Source organism: Mesorhizobium sp. BHscii, assembly GCF_053848065.1.
This window is the reverse complement of sequence record NZ_JBSPKW010000010.1, coordinates 101,312-121,557: the sequence shown is the minus strand read 5'-3', so window position 1 is coordinate 121,557 and position 20,246 is coordinate 101,312. Positions and strand designations below refer to the sequence as shown.

The following is a 20,246-nucleotide window of genomic DNA, read 5'->3' as shown; positions in this document are numbered from 1 at the left end:
GGCGCTCTAGAGCCTGATCCCGAAAAGTTGCAGACTTTTCCGACAAGATCATGCGGTCTCATCCAACAGGTGCCGCATCCCGCCGCTCCGTCGAGGCCGCCGTGACCGTTGATATCCCAGCCCATATGCATCCCAGCCGCTCGTTCCAGGGGCTGATCCTGACCTTGCATAGCTACTGGGCCGACTATGGCTGCGTCGTTCTCCAGCCCTATGACATGGAAGTCGGCGCCGGCACGTTCCACCCGGCGACGACACTGCGCGCGCTCGGGCCAAAGCGCTGGAACGCGGCCTATGTGCAGCCTTCGCGCAGGCCCAAGGACGGGCGCTACGGCGAGAACCCGAACCGGCTGCAGCACTATTACCAATACCAGGTGATCCTGAAGCCGAACCCGCCTAATCTGCAGGAGCTTTATCTCGGCTCGCTGGCGGCGATCGGCGTCGATCCGCTTCTGCATGACATCCGCTTCGTCGAGGACGACTGGGAAAGCCCGACGCTCGGCGCCTGGGGGCTGGGCTGGGAGTGCTGGTGCGACGGCATGGAAGTGTCACAGTTCACCTATTTCCAACAGGTCTGCGGCATCGAATGCGCGCCGGTGGCGGGCGAGCTTACCTACGGGCTGGAGCGGCTGGCCATGTATGTACAGGGCGTCGACAATGTCTACGACCTCAACTTCAACGGCCGCGACAGCGCCGACAAGGTGACCTATGGCGACGTCTTCCTGCAGGCCGAGCAGGAATATTCGCGGCACAATTTCGAATTCGCCAACACCGCGATGCTGCTTCGGCATTTCGAGGACGCCGAAGCCGAGTGCAAGGCGTTGCTCGAAGCCGGCGCGCCTTTCTCCCCCCTCAAGGGGGAGGGGAACCACCGGATGGTATTCCCCGCCTACGACCAGTGCATCAAGGCCAGCCACGTCTTCAACCTGCTCGACGCGCGCGGCGTGATTTCCGTCACCGAGCGGCAGAGCTACATCTTGCGGGTGCGCAATCTGGCGAAAGCCTGCGGCGAGGCGTTTTTGCTGACGCAGGCAGGTGGGCTGGCGGCTTAGCTCCAGAGGCAATTTGCGATTTCGACTGAAGCGCTGATTGGCAGTACGCCTTGGCCGCTGGAACCAGCCATCGTCCGCAGCGCCTGTCTAACGCCAGGCATCGTGAACGTGCCATGAGCCTGCGCCGCGAAACAGGCGCTGAGCGCGAGGATCTGCAGGAATGTCGATGCCGTCTTCATGGTCGTTCAGCCAATAGTCCTCTGCCTGAGCGTTGGTCGCTTCAGCGCTGCGTTCGGTTCATGGAAATCTGTGATCCAAGGACGGATAGCCCCGCTTCGACCCGACAGGCAGCGGAATATTTTTGGAAATCGTCGGTAAACATGCCGATTGCATGGGGAAGGATGACAGCAGCCAGCCGAGTTGCTATGCCCTCTTTACCTTCCCCTCGATGGGGGAGGTCGCCGCGAAGCGGCGGGCGGGGGTGCCGGGGCGATTTGCCAATGCCGAAGCTTGACCGGTTCAAGCTGCAGTCGCGCAACGGCCTCGGGCGGCAATGACCGATGAGGAACGCATCTTGTGGCGGCATCTCTGGCGAATCCCCGTGGAAGGCACGCACTTCCGTAAACAAGCATCCGTCGGGATTTACTTTCCGGACTTCATGTCCCATCGGCTGAAATCGATCATCGAGGTCGACGGTGCCCACCACAGCTTTGATGACCAGCAGCGCCATGATGAGGTTCGAACGAAGTGGTTCGAAACCCAGGGCTATCGCGTGATCCGCTTCTGGAACCATGAAGTAAAAAACGAACTGGATTCCGTGCTTGATACGATCTATGCGGCGGTGGAAGAACGGAAATCACACCTTCGCCCCGAGAGATAACGCAGAGGGCGCTGGTGACCGAGACGCCGCCACCCCACCCCGGCGCTGACGCGCCGACCCTCCCCATCAAGGGGAGGGTGAGGAGCTAATTTATGCCCGACCTGCTTTTAGAACTCCGTTCGGAAGAGATTCCCGCGCGCATGCAGCGCAAGGCGGCGGGCGACCTGAAGAAGATGATGACGGACGGTTTGGTCGAGGCCGGGCTGACCTATGAGGCGGCGCGCGAATATTGGACGCCGCGCCGGTTGGCGCTCGACATTCGCGGCGTGACCGCGCGCTCGAAGGACATCAGCGAGGAGATCAAGGGGCCCTCGACCAAGGCTCCCGAACAAGCGGTCCAGGGTTTTCTGCGCAAGGCCGGTCTCTCCTCGATCGCCGAGGCGCATATCCATGCCGATCCGAAGAAGGGAGACTTCTATGTCGCCCATATTGCGAAGCCGGGCCGGGCGGCGGAAGAAATCATCGCCGAGTTGGTTCCAGGCGTCATCCGCGATTTTCCATGGCCGAAATCGATGCGCTGGGGGCCGGCCTCGGCGAAACCCGGATCGTTGCGCTGGGTGCGGCCGCTCCAATCCATCCTCTGCACCTTCGGCCCTGAGACCCAGGAGCCGGTGGTCGTCGATTTCGAGATCGACGGCATCCGCTCGGGCAACGTAACCTACGGCCACCGTTTTCACGCCCCGGGCGCGATCACCGTGCGCCGCTTCGACGACTATGCCGCCAAGCTGGAGGCGGCGAAGGTCGTGCTCGACGCCGACCGGCGAAAGGAGATCATCCTTTCCGACGCCAGGAATCTCGCTTTCGCCAACAGGCTCGACCTTGTCGAGGACGAGGGGCTGCTCGAGGAAGTGTCAGGCTTGGTCGAGTGGCCTGTGGTGCTGATGGGCGAGTTCGAGCAAGACTTTCTCGCCATTCCGGCCGAGGTGATCCGGCTGACCATCCGCGCCAACCAGAAGTGTTTCGTCACGCGGCCGCAGGGCGTCGGTGAAGAGCTTTCCAACCGCTTCATCCTGACCGCCAATATCGAGGCCAAGGATCGCGGCAAGGAGATCGCCTACGGCAACGGCAAGGTGGTGCGCGCGCGGCTGTCCGACGCGCTCTATTTCTGGAAGACAGACCAGGGCGACCTGCCTGATCTCGACCAGTTGGAGGCATCGGCGGAAAAGTTCGGGCTCGATCTCAAAAAGCCGCTCGACCAGCGCATGGCCCGCCTCGACCATCTCGGCGTCACCTTCCATGCCAAACTCGGCACCCAAGGTGAGCGGGTGGAGCGGATTGCACGGCTTGCTGAGGAGTTGGCGCCGATCGTAGCGAGTTCAATCTCCCCCCTTGAGGGGGAGATGGCCGGCAGGCCAGAGGGGGTCGCCCCGCGTGAAGCGCCGGCATCCTCTGTCCGCGATAGGGCGTCGCGCCAGGACGTGCCGACCCCCTCTGTCGCCTTCGGCGACATCTCCCCCTCAAGGGGGGAGATTACCGCGCTCGCACGTCGCGCTGCCGTCTTGGCCAAGGCCGATCTCACCACCGAAGTGGTCGGCGAATTCCCGGAATTGCAGGGCGCCATGGGCCGCAAATACGCGCTGCTACAGGGAGAGCATCCCTCGGTCGCCGCCGCGATTGAGGAACATTATAAGCCGCAGGGCCCGTCCGACCGTGTTCCGACAGATCCAGCGTCGGTGGCCGTCGCGCTCGCCGACAAGCTCGATACGCTCGTCGGGTTCTGGGCGATTGACGAAAAGCCGACGGGGTCGAAGGATCCCTATGCGCTGAGAAGAGCGGCGCTGGGCGTGGTGAGGATTTTGGTTGAGAATCGTGTCCGGCTTGCGCTGACATCTCTCTTCGACCGCGCTTACCAGATGGCGAACTATCTCGCGTCCGGACGGCCCTTTAGCGCCGATCTCCTCGCCTTCTTCCACGACCGCCTGAAGGTCTATCTCCGTGACCAGGGCGCGCGGTATGATCTCATCGATGCGGTGTTGTCAGCGGGCTCGCGCCCAATCTCCCCCCTAGAGGGGGAGATGTCGGCGAAGCCGACAGAGGGGGGCGCTGTCCCGCCAACCTCTCATCCTGTCGCGCCCCCCTCTGCCCTGCCGGGCATCTCCCCCTCAAGGGGGGAGATTGGCCAATCGCCGAACGACGACCTCCTGCAAATCGTCCGCCGCGTCCAAGCACTTGGCACTTTCCTCGACACCGAGGACGGCAAAAACCTGCTTGCCGGCACCAAGCGTGCGGTCAACATCCTGGCCGCCGAGGAGAAGAAGAAAACGACGGTTGCCGAACGTGTTGAGTCGGGTCTATTCCGGGAAGATGCCGAAAAAGCGCTGTTTGCCGCAGTGAATCAGGCCGAGAAGGAAGCCGGCCAAGCGATTCATAATGAAGACTTTTCCGCCGCCATGCTGGCGCTCAGCGCGTTGCGTGAACCGGTTGATTCATTCTTTGAACGCGTTCTCGTGAATGATGAGGACCAAGCCGTGCGTGCCAATCGTCTGGCACTGTTGGCACGCGTCCGGGCAGCGACCGACCAGGTTGCGGATTTCTCGAAAATCGCCGGCTGAGCGCGAGCGTCGTCATAGCCTCGAACGGCTATCTGGCCTGCTCGATCTCGGGAATGGGCGTCGGTTGCGGCGTTGCCGGCTCAGGCGGGCTGTTCGTTGCCGTTATCTTTTTGTCGGATCTGGTGGCCGCCCCAGGTGCGGCAGCGGTTGTCGCGGCAGGTGCGGCGCTCGGGGCCGGCTTTGCGAAGGCATCGCCGACGATGCCGCCGCGAATGATCATCGGGCTTTGCATGAAATCATGCTTGGGCTTGGGCTGGCTCGGGATCGCAGCAACTTTTTCATAGGTGACATCAGGCACTGGTTCGCCGAGCGCCACGATCGATGGCGTCGAGGAGCTCCCAGCCACCTTCACCGGTTCAGGCGCGGCGAGCTTGACGACGGACGGCGTCGAGGATGGTGCACCGAGAACAACGAAGGACGAAGCGTGTGCTCCGCCCGCCGCCAGAGTGAGACCAAGCGCTCCCAGGATACGCACCCAGACCATGATAGATCCCCTGTCCAACAAGCAGTCAACATAACGTCCGGGAATTGATGCGGGCTTGCGAGGAAAGTTAGCATTTTAGCGATTTGGTAGTTCGCTAACGCCCGGACTTGCCCCGTAAGCGTCACCGTATTACGCACCCACATCTGTGAGGTCCCACATCTGTGAGGTCCTGCTTCTGTGAGGTGATGAGAGTGGCTGAGATACTTGCCGCCGGCGAGGCGATGGAGCGGGCGCTGGCGCTGCTTGAAGGCGGTGACGTCGTCGCCATTCCGACGGAAACCGTTTACGGGCTGGCCGCCGACGCCACCAATGGCGTCGGCGTGGCGCGCATCTTCGAGGTCAAGGGCCGGCCGCGCTTCAACCCGCTGATCGCCCATGTTGCCGATCTGGCGATGGCCGAGCACATCGCGCTGTTCGATTCCCTGTCGAAAAGACTGGCGCAGACATTCTGGCCGGGACCGCTGACGATGGTGCTGCCGCAGCGGCCCGGCAACGGCATTCATCCGCTGGTCACCGCCGGGCTGGATACGATCGCGCTGCGCATGCCGAAAGGCTTTGGCGGCGAACTGATCGCCAGGCTCGGACGCCCGCTCGCAGCGCCCAGCGCCAATTCCTCAGGCAAGATCAGCGCCACGACAGCCAAGGCAGTGGCGGCGGATCTCGGTGCAAAAATCAAGCTGGTGGTCGATGGCGGCGCAACGTCCGTCGGGCTCGAATCGACGATCGTCAAGATCGAGGGCAGAAAGCTGCGGCTGCTGCGACCGGGAGGCATTGCCGCCGAGGAAATTGAAGCGGTCGCCGGCACGACGCTGTCGCGCGGTGCGACGGGTATCGAGGCGCCGGGCATGCTCGCCTCGCATTACGCGCCGGGTGCTGCGGTGCGGGTCAACGCCGCAAAAGTCGTAAAGGGCGAAGCCTTGCTGGCGTTCGGCCCCCGCCGTGCCGAAGGCTGGCAAGGTGCTGCCGCTTTGCGCAACCTGTCGGAGACCGGCGACCTGCGCGAAGCCGCGGCCAACCTCTTTGCCCACATGCAGGATCTCGATCGCAGCGGCGCCAAGACAATCGCCGTCGAGCCGATTCCGTTCGACGGGCTGGGCGAGGGGATCAACGACCGGCTTTCGCGCGCTGCCGCCCCTCGTGACAAGATCGAGTGGGCACCATAGTTTCCAGCTATGAACGACATATCCCGGGATATCGACCTCGCTCTCATCGACCGCTTTGCGGCAATCGTCGGCGACAAATACGCGCTTCGGGACCAGCAGGATATCGCGCCTTATCTCATAGAAAGGCGCGGCCTTTGGCATGGCCGAACGGCGCTGGTGCTGAGGCCGGGCTGCGTCGACGAGGTTAGCCGCATCATGCGGCTGGCGACCGAGACGGGAACGCCGGTCGTGCCGCAAAGCGGCAACACCGGGCTGGTCGGCGCGCAGGTGCCGGATATGTCCGGCCGCGAGATCGTGCTGTCGCTGTCGCGGCTGAACCGCATCCGCGAGATCGACATCCTGTCCAACACGGTCACCGTCGAGGCCGGCGTCATCCTGCAGACGCTGCAGGAAGCGGCCGATGCCGCCGACCGGCTGTTTCCGCTGTCGCTTGCTGCGCAAGGCTCCTGCCAGATCGGCGGCAATCTCTCTTCCAACGCCGGCGGTACCGGTGTGCTTGCCTATGGCAATGCGCGCGAGCTCTGTCTCGGCGTCGAAGTGGTACTGCCGACTGGCGAGGTGTTCGATGATCTGCGCAAGCTGAAGAAGGACAACACCGGCTACGATCTGAAGAACCTGTTTGTCGGCGCGGAGGGCACGCTCGGCATCATCACCGCCGCCGTGCTCAAGCTTTTCCCCAAGCCCAAGGGGCGCGAGGTGGCCTTTGCCGGCCTGTCGTCACCTGAGGCGGCACTGTCTCTGTTCAGCCTGGCGATGGATCGCGCCGGTGCCGCGCTCACCGCGTTCGAACTGATCGGCCAGAGGCCCTACGACTTTACGCTTCTGCACGCGCCAGGCGTCGTGCGGCCGCTGTCCGGGGATTGGCCGTGGTATGTGCTAATGCAGATCTCTTCGGGCCGCTCGGCGGAGGATGCGAGGGCCCTGATCGAAGAGGTGCTCTCAGCCGGCCTCGAACAGGAGATCGTCGGCGATGCGGTGATTGCGGCGAGCATCACGCAGGGCGATGCCTTCTGGAATTTCCGCGAGGTGCTGCCCGAGGCGCAGAAGCCCGAAGGCGCCTCGATCAAGCACGACATCTCGGTGCCGGTGGCGGCCATCCCGCAATTCATCGAAAAAGCGGCCGGCGCCGTGCAATCGGTCAGCCCGGGCGCGCGCGAGGTCTGTTTCGGCCACATGGGCGACGGCAATCTCCACTACAATATCTCCCGGCCGGTCGGCGGCGATGACGAAGCGTTTCTCGGGCTCTACCACGCCATGAACAAGGCCGTGCATGATGTCGTGCGCAGCTTCCACGGCTCGATTTCGGCCGAGCACGGCATTGGCCAGCTGAAGCGCGATGAATTGATCGCGACGGCGCCGCCGATGGCGATCGAATTGATGCGCAGGGTGAAGACGGCCTTCGACCCGGCCGGCATCATGAATCCCGGTAAGGTTATCTGATCCTTTCGATGTCTTGTGAATGGTCGCATTCCGATAACCATCCCCCTGAGATCAGCAAAATTTAACCGACTTTCTTAAGCGCTGCGATAAGAAGCCCGCGCTAACGTTTCCCCACAACGAGGCTGGAAAAACCGGCCCGGAGAACCGGAAGACCGGCTCTCAGGAGAGACAGGAAAGGCACAATATGAACACTGGACTGAAGCCAGTCTGGGCCGGGCGCAACATGCGCCTCGACCCATTCCGCCTGCCGCAGGTGGTGAGCTACGCCACGCGCGACGATTATGGCGACGTTACCTTCACCATCGACCACCGTGGCGCCGTCATTCGCCGCATGCTGGAGATGAGCGGCGTGCCGGCGTTCATCGCTCTGCCTGCCAACGCGTTTCGTGGCGTGGCCGCCCGCGCGATGGAGGATCCGGATGGCAATGTCACGGTGACGCTGGAGCTTCTGCACAATGATCCGATGCTGTCGGTGCCGCTGCTAGTGGCCGACGATCTCGAGGATGTCGCCGCCGACTGGCGTGCCTGGGCCGATGCCTACCGTCTGCCGATGCTTCTGATCGAATCAGACGGCATCGCCCGCACGCTGGAGGAATCGCTTGGCGCCGCCATCAAGACATTGCCGGCGCAGAGCCGCCGCAAGGGTCGGGTTTCGACCACGCGCCGTCCGCGCTTCCTCGCCCGTCGCAGGGCCGGCGATCTCGGCCTCAGGCTGGTGATTGGCGGCCAGGAGATCATTTCGCGCGGATAGCTACACCAGCGGCTTCAACGCCACCCACAGCGCGCCGCCGATCAGGCCAAGGAAGATCAGCCAGCCGACCTGGTTGTTCGATCTGAACAAGAGCATGCACTGGTCCGGATCGTCGATGTCCAGCACTGCGATTTGCCGCGCCATATGCGCTCCGGCGGCGATCAGTCCGGCCAGCGCCGGCACGGGCGCCTGCGCCGACGCGAAGGCGATGGCGAAGCAGACCAGCGCCCCGCCATAAAGCCCGACGAGCCAGGTCTTGGTGTTGTCGCCGAACAGGCGTGCGGTCGAGCGCACGCCGACGATGGCGTCGTCCTCCTTGTCCTGATGCGCATAGATCGTATCATAGCCGATCACCCACAGGATCGAGCCGATATAGAGCATGACGGGCGGGCCGTCGAGATCGCCGAACTCGACCGCCCATCCCATCAGCGCACCCCAGGAAAAAGCAAGGCCGAGAACCAGTTGCGGCCAGTTGGTGTACCGCTTCATGAATGGGTAGATGGCGACTACGGCGAGCGAGCAGATGCCGAGCAGGATGGCAAAGCCGTTGAACTGCAGAAGCACAGCGAGTCCAATCAGTGCCTGGATAACGAGAAACGCCCAGGCCTGCCGGCGCGTGACCTTTCCCGCCGGCAGCGGCCGTGAGCGCGTACGTTCCACCTGGTTGTCGATGTCCTGGTCGACCAGATCGTTATAGGTGCAGCCGGCGCCGCGCATGGCGATGGAGCCAATCAGGAACAGCAGCAGGTACAAAGGTGTCGGCAGCAGCGAGAGCAGCGTATCGGTAGGGCGTGAATAGGCACTCGCGGCAAGGGCTGCCGACCACCAGCACGGCCACAGCAGCAACTGCCAGCCGATCGGCCGGTCCCACCGGGCAAGCTGCGCATAGGGCCACAGCCAGCGCGGCAGAATGCGGTAGACCCAGTGGCCGCTCGGCGCATCGGCGACGCGGCCCTGGGCAGCTTTCGATTGGATGGGTTCCATAGTGTTGGAGTGGCAGCAGTGGCGAACGCCGTCAAGCATCAAGCAGGCCTCGTTCCCGTGTGGAATTGCTTCAAACTCTCCCAAATGTCTTGACCCATCGTCCGGGGCGCAATAGCGCAGGTCCTGAGTCGTGGAATGGCAAGGGATCTGGGCATGCGTGTTTTGTTGATCGGCTCCGGCGGCCGCGAACATGCGCTGGCCTGGAAGATCGCGGCCTCGCCGCTGCTGACGAAGCTTTACGCGGCGCCGGGCAACCCAGGCATCGGCCAAGAAGCCGAGCTGGTGACGTTGGACATTGCCGATCATGCGGTGGTGGCCCGGTTTTGCGCGGAGAAAAAGATCGACCTCGTCGTGGTCGGCCCGGAAGGGCCGCTGGTCGCCGGCATTGCAGACGACCTCCGCGCAGCAGGCATCCGCGTCTTCGGCCCATCCCGGGCGGCGGCGCGGCTGGAAGGTTCGAAAGGCTTCACCAAGGACCTCTGTGCGAAATACGATATCCCGACCGCCGCCTATGGCCGCTTCGGCGACTTGGCCTCGGCCAGGGCCTATGTCGAAAAGATGGGCGCGCCGATCGTCATCAAGGCCGACGGCCTCGCCGCCGGCAAGGGTGTCACCGTCGCCATGACGTTGGCCGAGGCGCTGGCCGCACTCGATGCCTGTTTCGACGGGTCCTTCGGACAGGCCGGCGCCGAGGTGGTGGTCGAGGAGTTTCTCACCGGCGAGGAGGCGAGTTTCTTTTGCCTGTGCGACGGCGCCACCGCGTTGCCGTTCGGCACCGCACAGGATCACAAGCGCCTCAGTGACGGCGACATCGGCCCGAACACCGGCGGTATGGGGGCTTATTCGCCGGCTCCGGTGATGACGCCGGAGATCATCGACCGGACCATGCGCGAGATCGTCGAGCCAACCATGCGCGGCATGGCCGAACTTGGCGCACCGTTTTCCGGCGTGCTGTTTGCCGGGCTGATGATATCAGGCGAGGGGCCGAAGCTGATCGAATACAACACCCGTTTCGGCGACCCGGAATGCCAGGTGCTGATGATGCGGCTGAAGGACGATCTCCTGGTCCTGCTCAACGCTTCTGCCGACGGCCAGCTTGCACATACCTCCGTGCGCTGGCGCGACGAGGCGGCGCTCACCGTGGTGATGGCGGCAAGGGGTTACCCCGGCACGCCGGAAAAGGGCTCGGTCATCCGCGGCCTCGAAGAGGCCGCTGGTGATGGCGTCGAGATCTTTCACGCCGGTACCGCCATCAACAGCGGCGCGCTGATCGCCAATGGCGGCCGTGTGCTCGACGTCACGGCTGTCGGCGGCACGGTCGGAGAGGCGCAGAGACGAGCCTATGCCACACTCGACCAGATCGATTGGCCGCAAGGTTTTTGCCGCCGCGACATCGGCTGGCAGGCCGTCGCGCGCGAGCAGGCGCGCTGACGCCGAACGGCTTTCAGCTTTTAGCGCTGGCCATGGTCGAACTCGGTTGATGCGGTGCTGACCGGATCGCCGGCGGCGGGCGTGGCTTCAACCGCTGATGCCGAGTGCTTTTCGTTCCGCGTCCAGGCCACATATTCGGCAATCCCGCGCGGAAGGCGCAGCAACGTCTTTACAGCAGGCATTTGAAAGCTGCTGCGGAACTTGGCCCAGCGGGCGCTGAACATGGCGGTGATTTCGGTGAAGGTCGATGGTGCCACCACCGTGGCGTAGGTGATGGCATTGCCCGCAAGGCCGGCCTCGCGCGAGAGAGGCACCGGTATCGAGGCAAGGTAGTCCGGCTGCACGTCGATCAGGCCGCCGAAGGGCCATTGCGCGCGCAATGTGGCGGCATCCATCGGTGCGACATTGACGTCGATATCGTTCGGCGTGCCGGCCACCCGGTAAGGACAGCGGAACCGGCCGCAGTTGGCTTTTGCCGAGAACTGCCAGAGTGCGTAGCCTTGCCAGTTGCCCATCGGAAAATGCACGCCGATGTCCGGCTTGTAGCGCGCATACCAGAGCGGCAGCCGCGACAGGAGCCGGTATTTGTACCTGTTGTCGGCGATGTGCCTGGCGGTCTTGCCGTTGGTGTAAAGCACCGGAAAGCGGCCCAGCCGCCGATGCACATGGCGGACGAATTCCTCTGCATCCTCGAGCGACATCCATTTCGTGGGGTCGTCATCCTCGATGTCGAGAGCGAGCAGGTCATCCGGACCAGGTTTCGCGAAGTTGATGAAATTATTGGCCTGTCCCACGGGATTGCCGGGGCGGGCGAGATGGTAAGCGCCCCATTTCAGGCCGAGCGCCTTGGCCACCACCTTGCGCGTCTGGAACAGTTCCTGTGCCACCGCATGGCGCTTCCACAGCGCCTTGCAGAGCCGCGTCTCGGTCTCGTCGCCGAAACAGAAATAGGCTGGCGGCATCCCGTCGGACGCCTTGTTGATGAAACCGACGATCCGCTTGTCGGTCGCAAGTTCAGCCCAATCGATGGAATTGTATTCGTAGGCGTCGATCACCAGCGCCCGGTCGGCCTTCCACGGCTCGGAGAAATCCGAGGCTTGTGCCGGCCCGAACGCCATTATCATCGCGGTCGCGACGAGGAGTCCTAGGCGGCGGAGAGGGTGCGCCGGCGGCTTCAAACAGCAGATCCTTGCTGGCCAAAGCCTGATCCTGAACCGCCATGGTTAAGGAAATGCTTTCGGCGGTCCGTGGCGAATGCCGCAATTCGGCCGGTTATGGTTTTGCTTGCCATCAACGAGGGGAGAACGGCTGGATCTGGAACAGGTCGGGCGCCGGCGCCTGCGGCAGCGTTCCCTCAGCCTCGCGTTTGCGATGATGGGCCAGCGAGCATTTCGGCGAACACAGAATGCCGCGATCCGACCAATAGGCGGAGCCGACCTCGATCTTGCCCCGATGGTGCCAAAAACCTGCCGCTCGATAGGGCAGGCCGCATTCGATACAGTGATAGGCGTCAGGTCTGGCGAGCACGTGCGGTCCGATCCAGTATTCTTGGTCTGTCGCCGGTCGGCTTGTCCGGCCCTTTGCCGATTTTAGCCTGAACAGCTCAAAATGCAAAATCCGCGTGACAAAATTTGACGTTTACGTAAAAAGAAGGCGGGAGCGGCGACCCAAAAGCGAATGGTTTTGTGTCCGCACGGATCATAAGTTTCCCTGCCGGACAGAGGAGGAGCGAGCGGCATGTATCGGGCACCGGTCGAGGAGATCGCCTTCACGCTGAAGTATGTGGCCGGCCTGAAGCCGGCGCTCGCCGCCGGCTCCTTTGGCGAGCTTGGCGAAGACCTCGTCGACGCCATTCTGGCGGAAGCCGGCCGCTTCGCCACAGAGGAGGTCGCGCCGCTCTACAAGATCGGCGACGAACTAGGCGCGGTGCTGAGCGGCGCTGCCGTCACCATGCCGCCCGGCTGGAAGGCGCTCTACCGCCGCTGGATCGACGGCGGCTGGAACGCGCTGTCGGCTCCGGAGGAATTCGGCGGCCAGGCGCTGCCGACCATGCTGGGCGTCGCTGCGCTCGAAATGTGGAACTCCGCCGCGATGGCCTTCGGCATCGGCCCGACGCTGACCATGGGCGCGGTCGAAGCGCTCGACAAGCACGCCTCACCGGCGCTGAAGGCCAAATACTTGAATAAGCTCGTCTCCGGCCAATGGATGGGCACGATGAATCTGACCGAGCCGCAGGCGGGCTCGGACCTGAATGCGTTGCGCGCCCGCGCCGAGCCGGCCGGCGACGGCACCTACCGCATCTTCGGGCAAAAAATCTTCATCACCTATGGCGAGCACGATTTCACCGACAACATCGTCCACCTAGTGCTGGCGCGGCTGCCGGATGCGCCGGCCGGCACACGCGGCCTTTCGTTGTTCCTGGTGCCGAAATTCCTTGTCGGCGAGGATGGCGCGCTGGGCGCACGCAACGATGTCTTCTGCTCCGGGCTGGAGCACAAATTGGGCATCCACGCCTCGCCGACCTGCACCATGATCTATGGCGACGGTTTCGAAGGGATGGCGCCTGGTGCGATCGGCTGGCTGATCGGCGAGGAAAACAAGGGCCTCGCCTGCATGTTCACCATGATGAACAATGCGCGGCTCGCCGTCGGCATGCAGGGCGTGGCGGTCGCCGAAACGGCCACGCAGAAGGCGCTCGCCTATGCCAATGACCGCCGGCAAGGCAAGGCCGCGAGCTATGATGGCAACGGCATGGCGCCGATCGTCCATCACCCGGACGTGCAGCGCAACCTCCTGACCATGAAGGCGCTGACCCAGATTGCACGCGCCATCAGCTATTCCTGCGCGCATGCCATTGACTACGCGCGCGTATCCGTCGGCGATGAAGCCATCCATTGGCAGGAACGTGCCAATCTGTTGACGCCATTGGCCAAGGCCTTTTCCACCGATGTCGGCGTCGAAGTCGCCTCGCTCGGGCTGCAGGTTCATGGCGGCATGGGATACATCGAGGAGACGGGTGCGGCAGCACTTTATCGCGACGCGCGCATCGCGCCGATCTACGAAGGCACCAACGGCATCCAGGCGATCGACCTAGTGGCGCGTAAGCTGCCGTTGGGCGGTGGCGAGCATGTGCATGGTTACATTGCCGAACTAAAAGCGGTCGCCGATGAAGTGCGGACCTCAATTCCCAGGGGTTTCGGCCGCACCGCCGATGCTCTCGACCAGGCGCTCGACGACCTCGGCCAGGCGACGCGTTTCCAGCAAGGGCTGCTTGCCGACGGGCGCTCGGACGAGGCGCTGGCCGGTGCTACGTCGTATCTGCGGCTGATCTCGCTTGCGGCGGGCGGCGCCTATCTGGCACGCGGCGCGCTTGCCGACCAAAGCCGCGTCGCCCTTTGCCGTTTCTTCGCCGAAAACCTGCTTGGCGAGGCGGGCGCGCTGAAGGAGCGCGTCATCGGCGGCGCCGAAAGCCTTGCCGCTGCGGGCAAGACACTGATTTCTGCCTGACATCCACAAGGTTGCCGTTTCACGAAAAGGCTGACGTTCACAAAGGATCACCCGTGACAGACCACATCCTCGTCGAGCGCCAGGGCGCCATCCAGATCATCCGCATGAACCGTCCGGACAAGAAGAACGCGCTGACGCGCGCCATGTATGCGAAAATGTCGGCGGCGCTTGCCGAGGGCGACGCCGATCCGGCGATCCGCGTCCATGTCTTCTTCGGTGTTTCAGGCGCCTTCTCGTCCGGCAACGACCTTGCCGATTTCATGGTCGTCGCCACCGGCGGCGAGGGCGGCACCGAGGTCTGGGATTTCCTGATGGCGCTGGCCAGGACGGAAAAGCCCATGGTTTCCGGCGTCGATGGCATCGCGGTCGGCATCGGCACCACGCTCAACCTGCATTGCGACCTGACCTTCGCCACGCCGCGCACACTATTCCGCACGCCCTTCGTCGATCTCGGCTTGGTCCCCGAGGCGGGGTCGAGCCTGCTTGCGCCGCAGATTCTCGGCCGGCAAGGCGCCTTCGCGCTGCTTGGCCTCGGTGAAGGTTTTTCTGCCGAGCGGGCGAAAGCTGCCGGACTGATCTACGCGGTGGTCGAGGATAACGAGCTCGAAGCCTCCGTCCTGGCAGCGGCCAGTCAAATCGCGGCCAAGCCGCCGCAAGCGCTGAAGATCGCGCGTGACCTGATGCGCGGCTCGCGTGAAGACCTTGTTGCCCGTATTGGCCAGGAAAGCGAGCATTTCCGCGAGCGGCTCAAGTCCGACGAGGCCCGCGCCGCCTTGATGGCCTTCATGACCAGGAAGAAATAACCTAGCGTTCTGCGATCAAAACTCTTCAATCCGATAATGGGCATTTTCATCCCGATCGTTTCCCGAAGAAGTTGATGCGCCTGAATGTTAGGGATAAAGCCTGGCCTTGTCCCAGCCGCCCTCCGCGTTGCGGGAAAAGACGAGGCGGTCGTGCAGCCGGAAAGGCCGGTCGTGCCAGAACTCGATCGTCTGCGGCACGATACGGAAGCCCGACCAGTGTTTCGGCCGTGGGATCTCGCCGATCGCATGGCGCGCCGTGTATTCGGCAACGGCTTTTTCCAGTGCGAAGCGGCTCTCTAGCGGTCGCGATTGTTTCGAGGCCCAAGCGCCGATGCGGCTGCCGCGCGGACGCGTCGCGTAATAGGCGTCCGCTTCCGCCTCGGTGACGATCTCCACCGGCCCGCGTGCGCGCACCTGCCGCCGCAGCGATTTCCAGTGAAAGCACATCGCCGCCTTCATGCTGCCAAGAATCTCGCGGCCTTTGGCGCTCTCGAAATTCGTATAGAAGACAAATCCGCTTTCATCGAACCCCTTGAGCAGCACCATCCGCACATTCGGCATGCCCTCGGCATCGACGGTCGCCAGCGCCACGCCGTTGGGATCGTTGATCTCACTTTTCGTCGCGTCGTCGAGCCATGCGGCAAACAGGCGGAATGGCTCGGCAGCCTCGGTAAAGTCACCGCTTGCTTCTAACATATTAAACGATTCCAATGGCTTGGGAACAGGTTTCCAAAAGATTTCCAGATAGTGCTCCAGCGGTCATTCCACGGCCACGATCCGGGCAGGCGCCGGGCTTCCTCCATCTTCGTTACCTTCTCCATAGCCCGCACTGCAAGCCCGTTTTGCGAGGCTTCCCGGCTGTAGAGCTCGGCACAGGCGATGTTGTTGTGGCCGAGCATTCTCATCGGCTGCTGTCGAGGCATTGGCTTCCGCCAGTTTGACGCCAAGAGCTCTGCCCAGGCCATCTGGCCAACGATGGTTTGGTCGGGCCGCTGGCTTTACCAGCACTGTGGAAGTTTAGACCGGAGTTCAGGCGCACTGCGTAGGCGCCTGACTAAAAGTTGTATTCAAATCGCTCTATGTCCGTCCTGTAGATATTCCAGATCATATCCCTGGTTTCGGGCGTGTAGTAGTCGTGGTAATCGGCCTTTCTAATTGCTTTCTTGCTGTGAGGCAAAGCTACGTTTGCCAATCCGATCCGCTCGGAAACAAGGGAGAATTCTTCACGGATTCGCTCAAAGCGCCCGACGTAATCGACGAGCAGGTTTCCATCCTGATCGTCAACGAACAGGTGTTGCGGTCTCCATTGAGGATGATCGACAAGCTGGATGGCTCTTAAATATGAGCGGAAAGACATGAAGCGGGTTAGGCCAAGGATTCTGCGTAAATCCTGGCGCCAAGTCTTGGTATAGAGAAACTGCGAGACGGCTTTGTCCCAGGGGTTTCTGACGAGGGAAAACTTGAACATGCGGTCAAACGTTTCCGCCCCTGTCTCTGACCGGATCTGGGCGGCTGTGAGATGATGCAGACCTTCTTTCTGGTGACGGTTTAGTTCCGCGTTCTTCCAATATTGGTCAGCCGATCTGGCCTTTCGATCTGGCCAGATAGCATCTTCGATGCTGGTCCCCCCATTCTTCGGTATGTGAATAAATAGGCAGCCCAATTCTCGGCTCAGCATTGCCCCCCCTTCACTCAATCTCCTCGCCACTTTTACCGCAATAAAGCTCAGAGGAACAGCCAAGGATCTCACGTTCAAGGGCGCTTGATGATCTCGACTGCCAAAGCTTGGCGCAATGATCGGTGTCGGCGGAGATGCGATCGATCCACGCTTTCATCGATGTGGAAACACGCGGCAGCGGCTTCGATATCCAAGGGCGTCCTGTCGCTCATCTGCTGCTCTCCTTTAGGTGAACGGCTCCAGCCGGGTTTCCATTTCGAACGAACATTGCGGAAACCGATCTTGGAAACCTGCCGGCCAAGAGCCTGAATTTGTTACCTATCGCAGGAACCGCTTGTTAACTCAGTTTCGCTCATAGTTTTTCCAAATTCTATTGCCGGCCGGGGAGATTGCCGATTGTCGCGCATCGCGCAACCTTTTGACAGCAGGCAATGGAGCCTTATTGCTTCGGCCAGCGCCCAGGCTGCGGTCAAGGTCGCGATCGTGCTGGTCGCCTTGCCGCTTGCGGCCTGCGGTGCCGGCGGCTTCAGTTTGGAGCAGGCGGAGATCGACCGTACGATCCTGACCAGCAGCACGCCTGCTGCTGCCTCGCCGATCGATCAGGATCGCGCCTCGGACCAGGCGACGATCCGCAACGCGGTGTCTTCCGCCGATATCCAGGAACTTGGCGGGCAGGCCGTTCCCTGGGCGAATTCCGATACCGGTTCGCGCGGCTCGATCACCGAACTGGCGGAGTCCAGAGACAACGGCCAGCTTTGCCGCCGCTTCACCGCGTCCCGCGAAAGCTTCGACGGCGTAGCCCTGTTCAAGGGCGAGGTGTGCCTGGCCGGCGCCGGCGCCTGGCGGATGCAGGACTTCAAAGCGCTCTGATTTTCCACCATCATATGACCGCGCGCCACTGGAATTTCTTCCTATGCGAGCGCATATAGAGGGCAATCGTGGACTCACTCCTTCTCCAGGGCAGGAAGCATGCGCGACCCCTATGAGGTGCTGGGCGTTGCCAAGAACGCATCGGCCAAGGACATAAAATCGGCATACCGCAAACTCGCCAAGGAGTATCATCCGGACCAGAATCCGGACCCCAAGGCGAAGGAGCGGTTTGCCGCAGCCAACCAGGCTTACGAAATCGTCGGCGACGAGAAGAACCGTGCGGCTTTCGATCGCGGCGAGATTGACGCCGAGGGCAAGCCGCGCTTTCAAGGTTTCGAGGGTGCCGCCGGCGGCGCCGATCCGTTCGCCGGTTTTCGCCGGCAGCAAGGGCCGGGCGGCTCACGTTTCGAGTTTCGCTCAAGCCGCCCGGGCGGCGATCCGTTCGACGGCAACAGCGACATCTTCAGCCAGATATTCGGCGAGACCTTCTCTCGCGGTGCCGGCATGGGCGCCGGCCGGCAGGCGCCGTCCGGCGCCGACCTGAACGTGACGCTCGACATCACCATCGAGGAAGCGGCGACTGCGGAGAAGGTAACGGCGATGTTCCCCGACGGACGCAAGGTCGCCGTCAAGCTGCCAGCCTATGTCGAGGACGGCCAGACCATCCGGCTCAAAGGCCAGGGCGAGCAAGGGCCGGGGCAGCCGGGCGACGCGCTGGTCAAGATCCGCTTCCGGCGGCACCCGCGCTATCGTGTCGAAGGCCGCGACCTCCACGCCGACCTGCCGGTTGCACTGGCGGATGCCGTCCTGGGAGCCAAGGTGGCGGTCGAAACGCCGACCGGCAAGGTTGCGGTCAATGTTCCCCCCTGGTCGAGCTCGGACAAGGTCCTGCGGCTGAAGGGCAGGGGCTTGCCGGAAAAAGTTGGCGGACACGGTGATCTCTACGCGCATGTGCGGCTGATGCTTCCCGAAGGGGGCGACAGCGATCTCGAAGCGCTGATGCGCAACCGGAAACGCTAGCGCATGACCCCCTAAAATCGATGCGCAAGGTTAGGTGCTACAGCGTCCTTTGTGCGTCCAAAGGGACGCGCGGCGCTGTGGGGGCGATGCTTTTGTCCCTGAACTGTCCGTGTTGAGCGCTTGAAGGGGCTCGGTGCCTGTGCGATAGCCACTCCACAAAGCAGAAGATATTGCGGAGAGCGCTCACATGGCGGGTGGACAAGGCATTATGGCCGGCAAGCGCGGGCTTGTCCTTGGCGTCGCGAACAATCGGTCGATCGCCTATGGCATAGCCAAGGCTTGCGTCGACCACGGCGCCGAGATTGCGCTGACCTATCAGGGTGAGGCGTTCAAGAAGCGCGTCGAGCCGCTGGCGGCGGAACTCAACGCCCATGTCGCCGGCCATTGCGATGTGACCGATCCGGCAACGCTGGATGCGGTGTTCGACGACATCGCCAAGCATTGGGGCAAGCTCGATTTCCTCGTCCACGCCATCGCCTTTTCCGACAAGGACGAACTGACAGGCCGCTATGTCGAGACGACGCGCGACAATTTCCTGCGCACCATGGACATTTCGGTGTATTCCTTCACCACCATCGCCAAGCGCGCCGAGGCGCTGATGAGCGAGGGCGGCTCGCTGCTGACGCTGACCTATTATGGCGCGGAAAAGGTGATGCCGCACTACAACGTAATGGGCGTCGCCAAGGCGGCGCTCGAAGCCAGCGTGCGCTATCTGGCCGTCGACCTTGGCGCCAGGAAGATCCGCGTCAACGCCATCTCGGCCGGGCCGATCAAGACGCTTGCGGCCTCCGGCATCGGCGATTTCCGCTACATCCTGAAGTGGAACGAATACAATTCGCCGCTGAAGCAGACTGTCACTCAGGAGGAAGTCGGCGATTCAGCCGTCTATTTCCTGTCCAACCTTTCACGCGGCGTCACCGGCGAGATCCACCATGTCGATTCCGGTTACCATGTCGTCGGCATGAAGGCCGTCGACGCACCCGACATTTCGACCGTCAAGGACTAGTTCCTTCCACGAACACCAATCCTGCCTGTCTGCTCCCGATCTCTTCCGGAAGACCTGATGTATCCGCTCGTCTACATCGCACGCCACGGCCAGACGAAGTGGAACGCCGAGTCGCGGTTGCAGGGGCAGGCCGACACCGATCTCAATGCGCTCGGCCGCGAGCAGGCTAGCCGCAACGGGCGCCGGCTGGCCGAATTTGTCCATAACCCCCAGGATTTCGACTTTGTCGCCAGCCCGATGCGGCGCACGCGCGAGACCATGGAGCGCCTGCGCGCGGCGATGAAGCTCGATCCGCATGCCTATCGTACCGATCCTCGCCTTGTCGAAATGAGTTTCGGCGACTGGCAGGGTTTCACCTTTCCCGAACTCGAGGCCCGGCATTTGGGCTCAGCCAGGGAGAGGCGCTTCGATAAATGGAATTTCCTGCCGCCCGGCGAGGGCGCCGAAAGCTATCAAATGCTGCTCGAACGGATAAAGCCGTGGTTCGACGCGCTGGACCGCCAGACGGTCTGCGTGACCCATGGCGGCGTCGTGCGCGCCCTGTTCCGCATGGTGCTGGGAATGCCCGAGAAAGAAGCCGCAACCCTGAATGTGCCGCAGGATCGCTTGCTCAGGCTAGAGGGACGACGCCTGGAGTGGCTCTAAGGGTCGAAACCCACTCACTCTGAACGACCGTGTTCAGCCCCTC

Annotated in this window: 20 protein-coding genes; 13 read left to right on the top strand and 7 right to left on the bottom strand. The window is 62.7% G+C overall.

Features of this window, described 5'->3' with window-relative positions:
* The first annotated feature begins 125 nt into the window (after positions 1–125).
* The 3 genes from ACWTU7_RS16005 to glyS all read left to right on the top strand — a co-directional run bounded on the left by ACWTU7_RS16005 (position 126) and on the right by glyS (position 4,421).
* Complete coding sequence (locus ACWTU7_RS16005; protein WP_455839168.1) at positions 126–1,049, top strand: glycine--tRNA ligase subunit alpha; 924 nt, start codon at positions 126–128, stop codon at positions 1,047–1,049.
* Positions 1,050–1,542: 493 nt separating this feature from the next.
* Positions 1,543–1,869 carry an endonuclease domain-containing protein gene (locus ACWTU7_RS16000; RefSeq protein WP_455839087.1) on the top strand — a complete coding sequence of 109 codons (327 nt, stop codon included), beginning with the start codon at positions 1,543–1,545 and terminating at the stop codon, positions 1,867–1,869.
* Between the two features lie 92 nt (positions 1,870–1,961).
* The gene (gene glyS, locus ACWTU7_RS15995) at positions 1,962–4,421 is read left to right on the top strand and encodes a glycine--tRNA ligase subunit beta (protein ID WP_455839088.1); all 2,460 of its coding nucleotides are present in this window, start codon (positions 1,962–1,964) and stop codon (positions 4,419–4,421) included.
* Between the two features lie 28 nt (positions 4,422–4,449).
* Here glyS and ACWTU7_RS15990 read toward each other — a convergent pair whose 3' ends face one another.
* Positions 4,450–4,905, bottom strand: a complete 456-nt coding sequence (locus ACWTU7_RS15990; RefSeq protein ID WP_455839089.1) for a hypothetical protein — start codon at positions 4,903–4,905, stop codon at positions 4,450–4,452.
* Between the two features lie 191 nt (positions 4,906–5,096).
* On the opposite strand from ACWTU7_RS15990, the gene ACWTU7_RS15985 reads away from it, so the two are divergent.
* From ACWTU7_RS15985 to ACWTU7_RS15975, 3 genes are all read left to right on the top strand, one after another.
* Positions 5,097–6,068: an L-threonylcarbamoyladenylate synthase gene (locus ACWTU7_RS15985; RefSeq protein ID WP_455839090.1), complete on the top strand. Its 972-nt coding sequence runs from the start codon at positions 5,097–5,099 to the stop codon at positions 6,066–6,068.
* 9 nt (positions 6,069–6,077) lie between these two features.
* Complete coding sequence (locus ACWTU7_RS15980; RefSeq protein WP_455839091.1) at positions 6,078–7,508, top strand: FAD-binding oxidoreductase; 1,431 nt, start codon at positions 6,078–6,080, stop codon at positions 7,506–7,508.
* 184 nt (positions 7,509–7,692) lie between these two features.
* The gene (locus ACWTU7_RS15975; protein WP_455839092.1) at positions 7,693–8,259 is read left to right on the top strand and encodes a DUF6101 family protein; all 567 of its coding nucleotides are present in this window, start codon (positions 7,693–7,695) and stop codon (positions 8,257–8,259) included.
* Here the strand turns inward: ACWTU7_RS15975 and ubiA are convergent, their stop codons facing one another.
* Positions 8,260–9,243 carry a 4-hydroxybenzoate octaprenyltransferase gene (gene ubiA, locus ACWTU7_RS15970; protein WP_455839169.1) on the bottom strand — a complete coding sequence of 328 codons (984 nt, stop codon included), beginning with the start codon at positions 9,241–9,243 and terminating at the stop codon, positions 8,260–8,262.
* Between the two features lie 153 nt (positions 9,244–9,396).
* Here ubiA and purD point away from each other — a divergent pair, with 153 nt between their 5' ends.
* The gene (gene purD, locus ACWTU7_RS15965) at positions 9,397–10,674 is read left to right on the top strand and encodes a phosphoribosylamine--glycine ligase (protein WP_455839093.1); all 1,278 of its coding nucleotides are present in this window, start codon (positions 9,397–9,399) and stop codon (positions 10,672–10,674) included.
* 20 nt (positions 10,675–10,694) lie between these two features.
* On the opposite strand, the gene ACWTU7_RS15960 is transcribed toward purD, so the two are convergent.
* On the bottom strand, positions 10,695–11,792 hold the full coding sequence (locus tag ACWTU7_RS15960; protein WP_455839170.1) for a glycoside hydrolase family 25 protein: 1,098 nt from the start codon (positions 11,790–11,792) through the stop codon (positions 10,695–10,697).
* Between the two features lie 172 nt (positions 11,793–11,964).
* Positions 11,965–12,201 (bottom strand): hypothetical protein, encoded by a 237-nt coding sequence (locus ACWTU7_RS15955; RefSeq protein ID WP_455839094.1) that lies wholly within the window; start codon positions 12,199–12,201, stop codon positions 11,965–11,967.
* A gap of 210 nt (positions 12,202–12,411) precedes the next feature.
* On the opposite strand from ACWTU7_RS15955, the gene ACWTU7_RS15950 reads away from it, so the two are divergent.
* Together ACWTU7_RS15950 and ACWTU7_RS15945 are read left to right on the top strand one after the other, a co-directional pair.
* Positions 12,412–14,181 carry an acyl-CoA dehydrogenase gene (locus ACWTU7_RS15950; protein WP_455839095.1) on the top strand — a complete coding sequence of 590 codons (1,770 nt, stop codon included), beginning with the start codon at positions 12,412–12,414 and terminating at the stop codon, positions 14,179–14,181.
* A 53-nt stretch (positions 14,182–14,234) separates the two neighbouring features.
* Positions 14,235–14,984: a crotonase/enoyl-CoA hydratase family protein gene (locus tag ACWTU7_RS15945; RefSeq protein WP_029355565.1), complete on the top strand. Its 750-nt coding sequence runs from the start codon at positions 14,235–14,237 to the stop codon at positions 14,982–14,984.
* Between the two features lie 87 nt (positions 14,985–15,071).
* Here the strand turns inward: ACWTU7_RS15945 and pdxH are convergent, their stop codons facing one another.
* From pdxH to ACWTU7_RS15930, 3 genes are all read right to left on the bottom strand, one after another.
* On the bottom strand, positions 15,072–15,680 hold the full coding sequence (pdxH, locus tag ACWTU7_RS15940) for a pyridoxamine 5'-phosphate oxidase (protein WP_455839096.1): 609 nt from the start codon (positions 15,678–15,680) through the stop codon (positions 15,072–15,074).
* A 358-nt stretch (positions 15,681–16,038) separates the two neighbouring features.
* Positions 16,039–16,725, bottom strand: coding sequence for a sulfotransferase family 2 domain-containing protein (locus ACWTU7_RS15935; protein WP_455839097.1), 687 nt, complete (start codon positions 16,723–16,725; stop codon positions 16,039–16,041).
* Positions 16,726–16,736: 11 nt separating this feature from the next.
* Positions 16,737–16,874: a hypothetical protein gene (locus tag ACWTU7_RS15930; protein WP_455839098.1), complete on the bottom strand. Its 138-nt coding sequence runs from the start codon at positions 16,872–16,874 to the stop codon at positions 16,737–16,739.
* A 184-nt stretch (positions 16,875–17,058) separates the two neighbouring features.
* On the opposite strand from ACWTU7_RS15930, the gene ACWTU7_RS15925 reads away from it, so the two are divergent.
* The 4 genes from ACWTU7_RS15925 to ACWTU7_RS15910 all read left to right on the top strand — a co-directional run bounded on the left by ACWTU7_RS15925 (position 17,059) and on the right by ACWTU7_RS15910 (position 20,203).
* Positions 17,059–17,532: an RT0821/Lpp0805 family surface protein gene (locus tag ACWTU7_RS15925; protein ID WP_029355570.1), complete on the top strand. Its 474-nt coding sequence runs from the start codon at positions 17,059–17,061 to the stop codon at positions 17,530–17,532.
* Positions 17,533–17,631: 99 nt separating this feature from the next.
* On the top strand, positions 17,632–18,552 hold the full coding sequence (locus ACWTU7_RS15920; RefSeq protein ID WP_095518284.1) for a DnaJ C-terminal domain-containing protein: 921 nt from the start codon (positions 17,632–17,634) through the stop codon (positions 18,550–18,552).
* Positions 18,553–18,739: 187 nt separating this feature from the next.
* A complete protein-coding gene (gene fabI, locus ACWTU7_RS15915) occupies positions 18,740–19,558 on the top strand; it encodes an enoyl-ACP reductase FabI (protein WP_065006207.1) in 819 nt (272 codons plus the stop codon).
* A gap of 57 nt (positions 19,559–19,615) precedes the next feature.
* Positions 19,616–20,203 carry a histidine phosphatase family protein gene (locus tag ACWTU7_RS15910; RefSeq protein ID WP_029355576.1) on the top strand — a complete coding sequence of 196 codons (588 nt, stop codon included), beginning with the start codon at positions 19,616–19,618 and terminating at the stop codon, positions 20,201–20,203.
* Positions 20,204–20,246 lie beyond the last annotated feature (43 nt).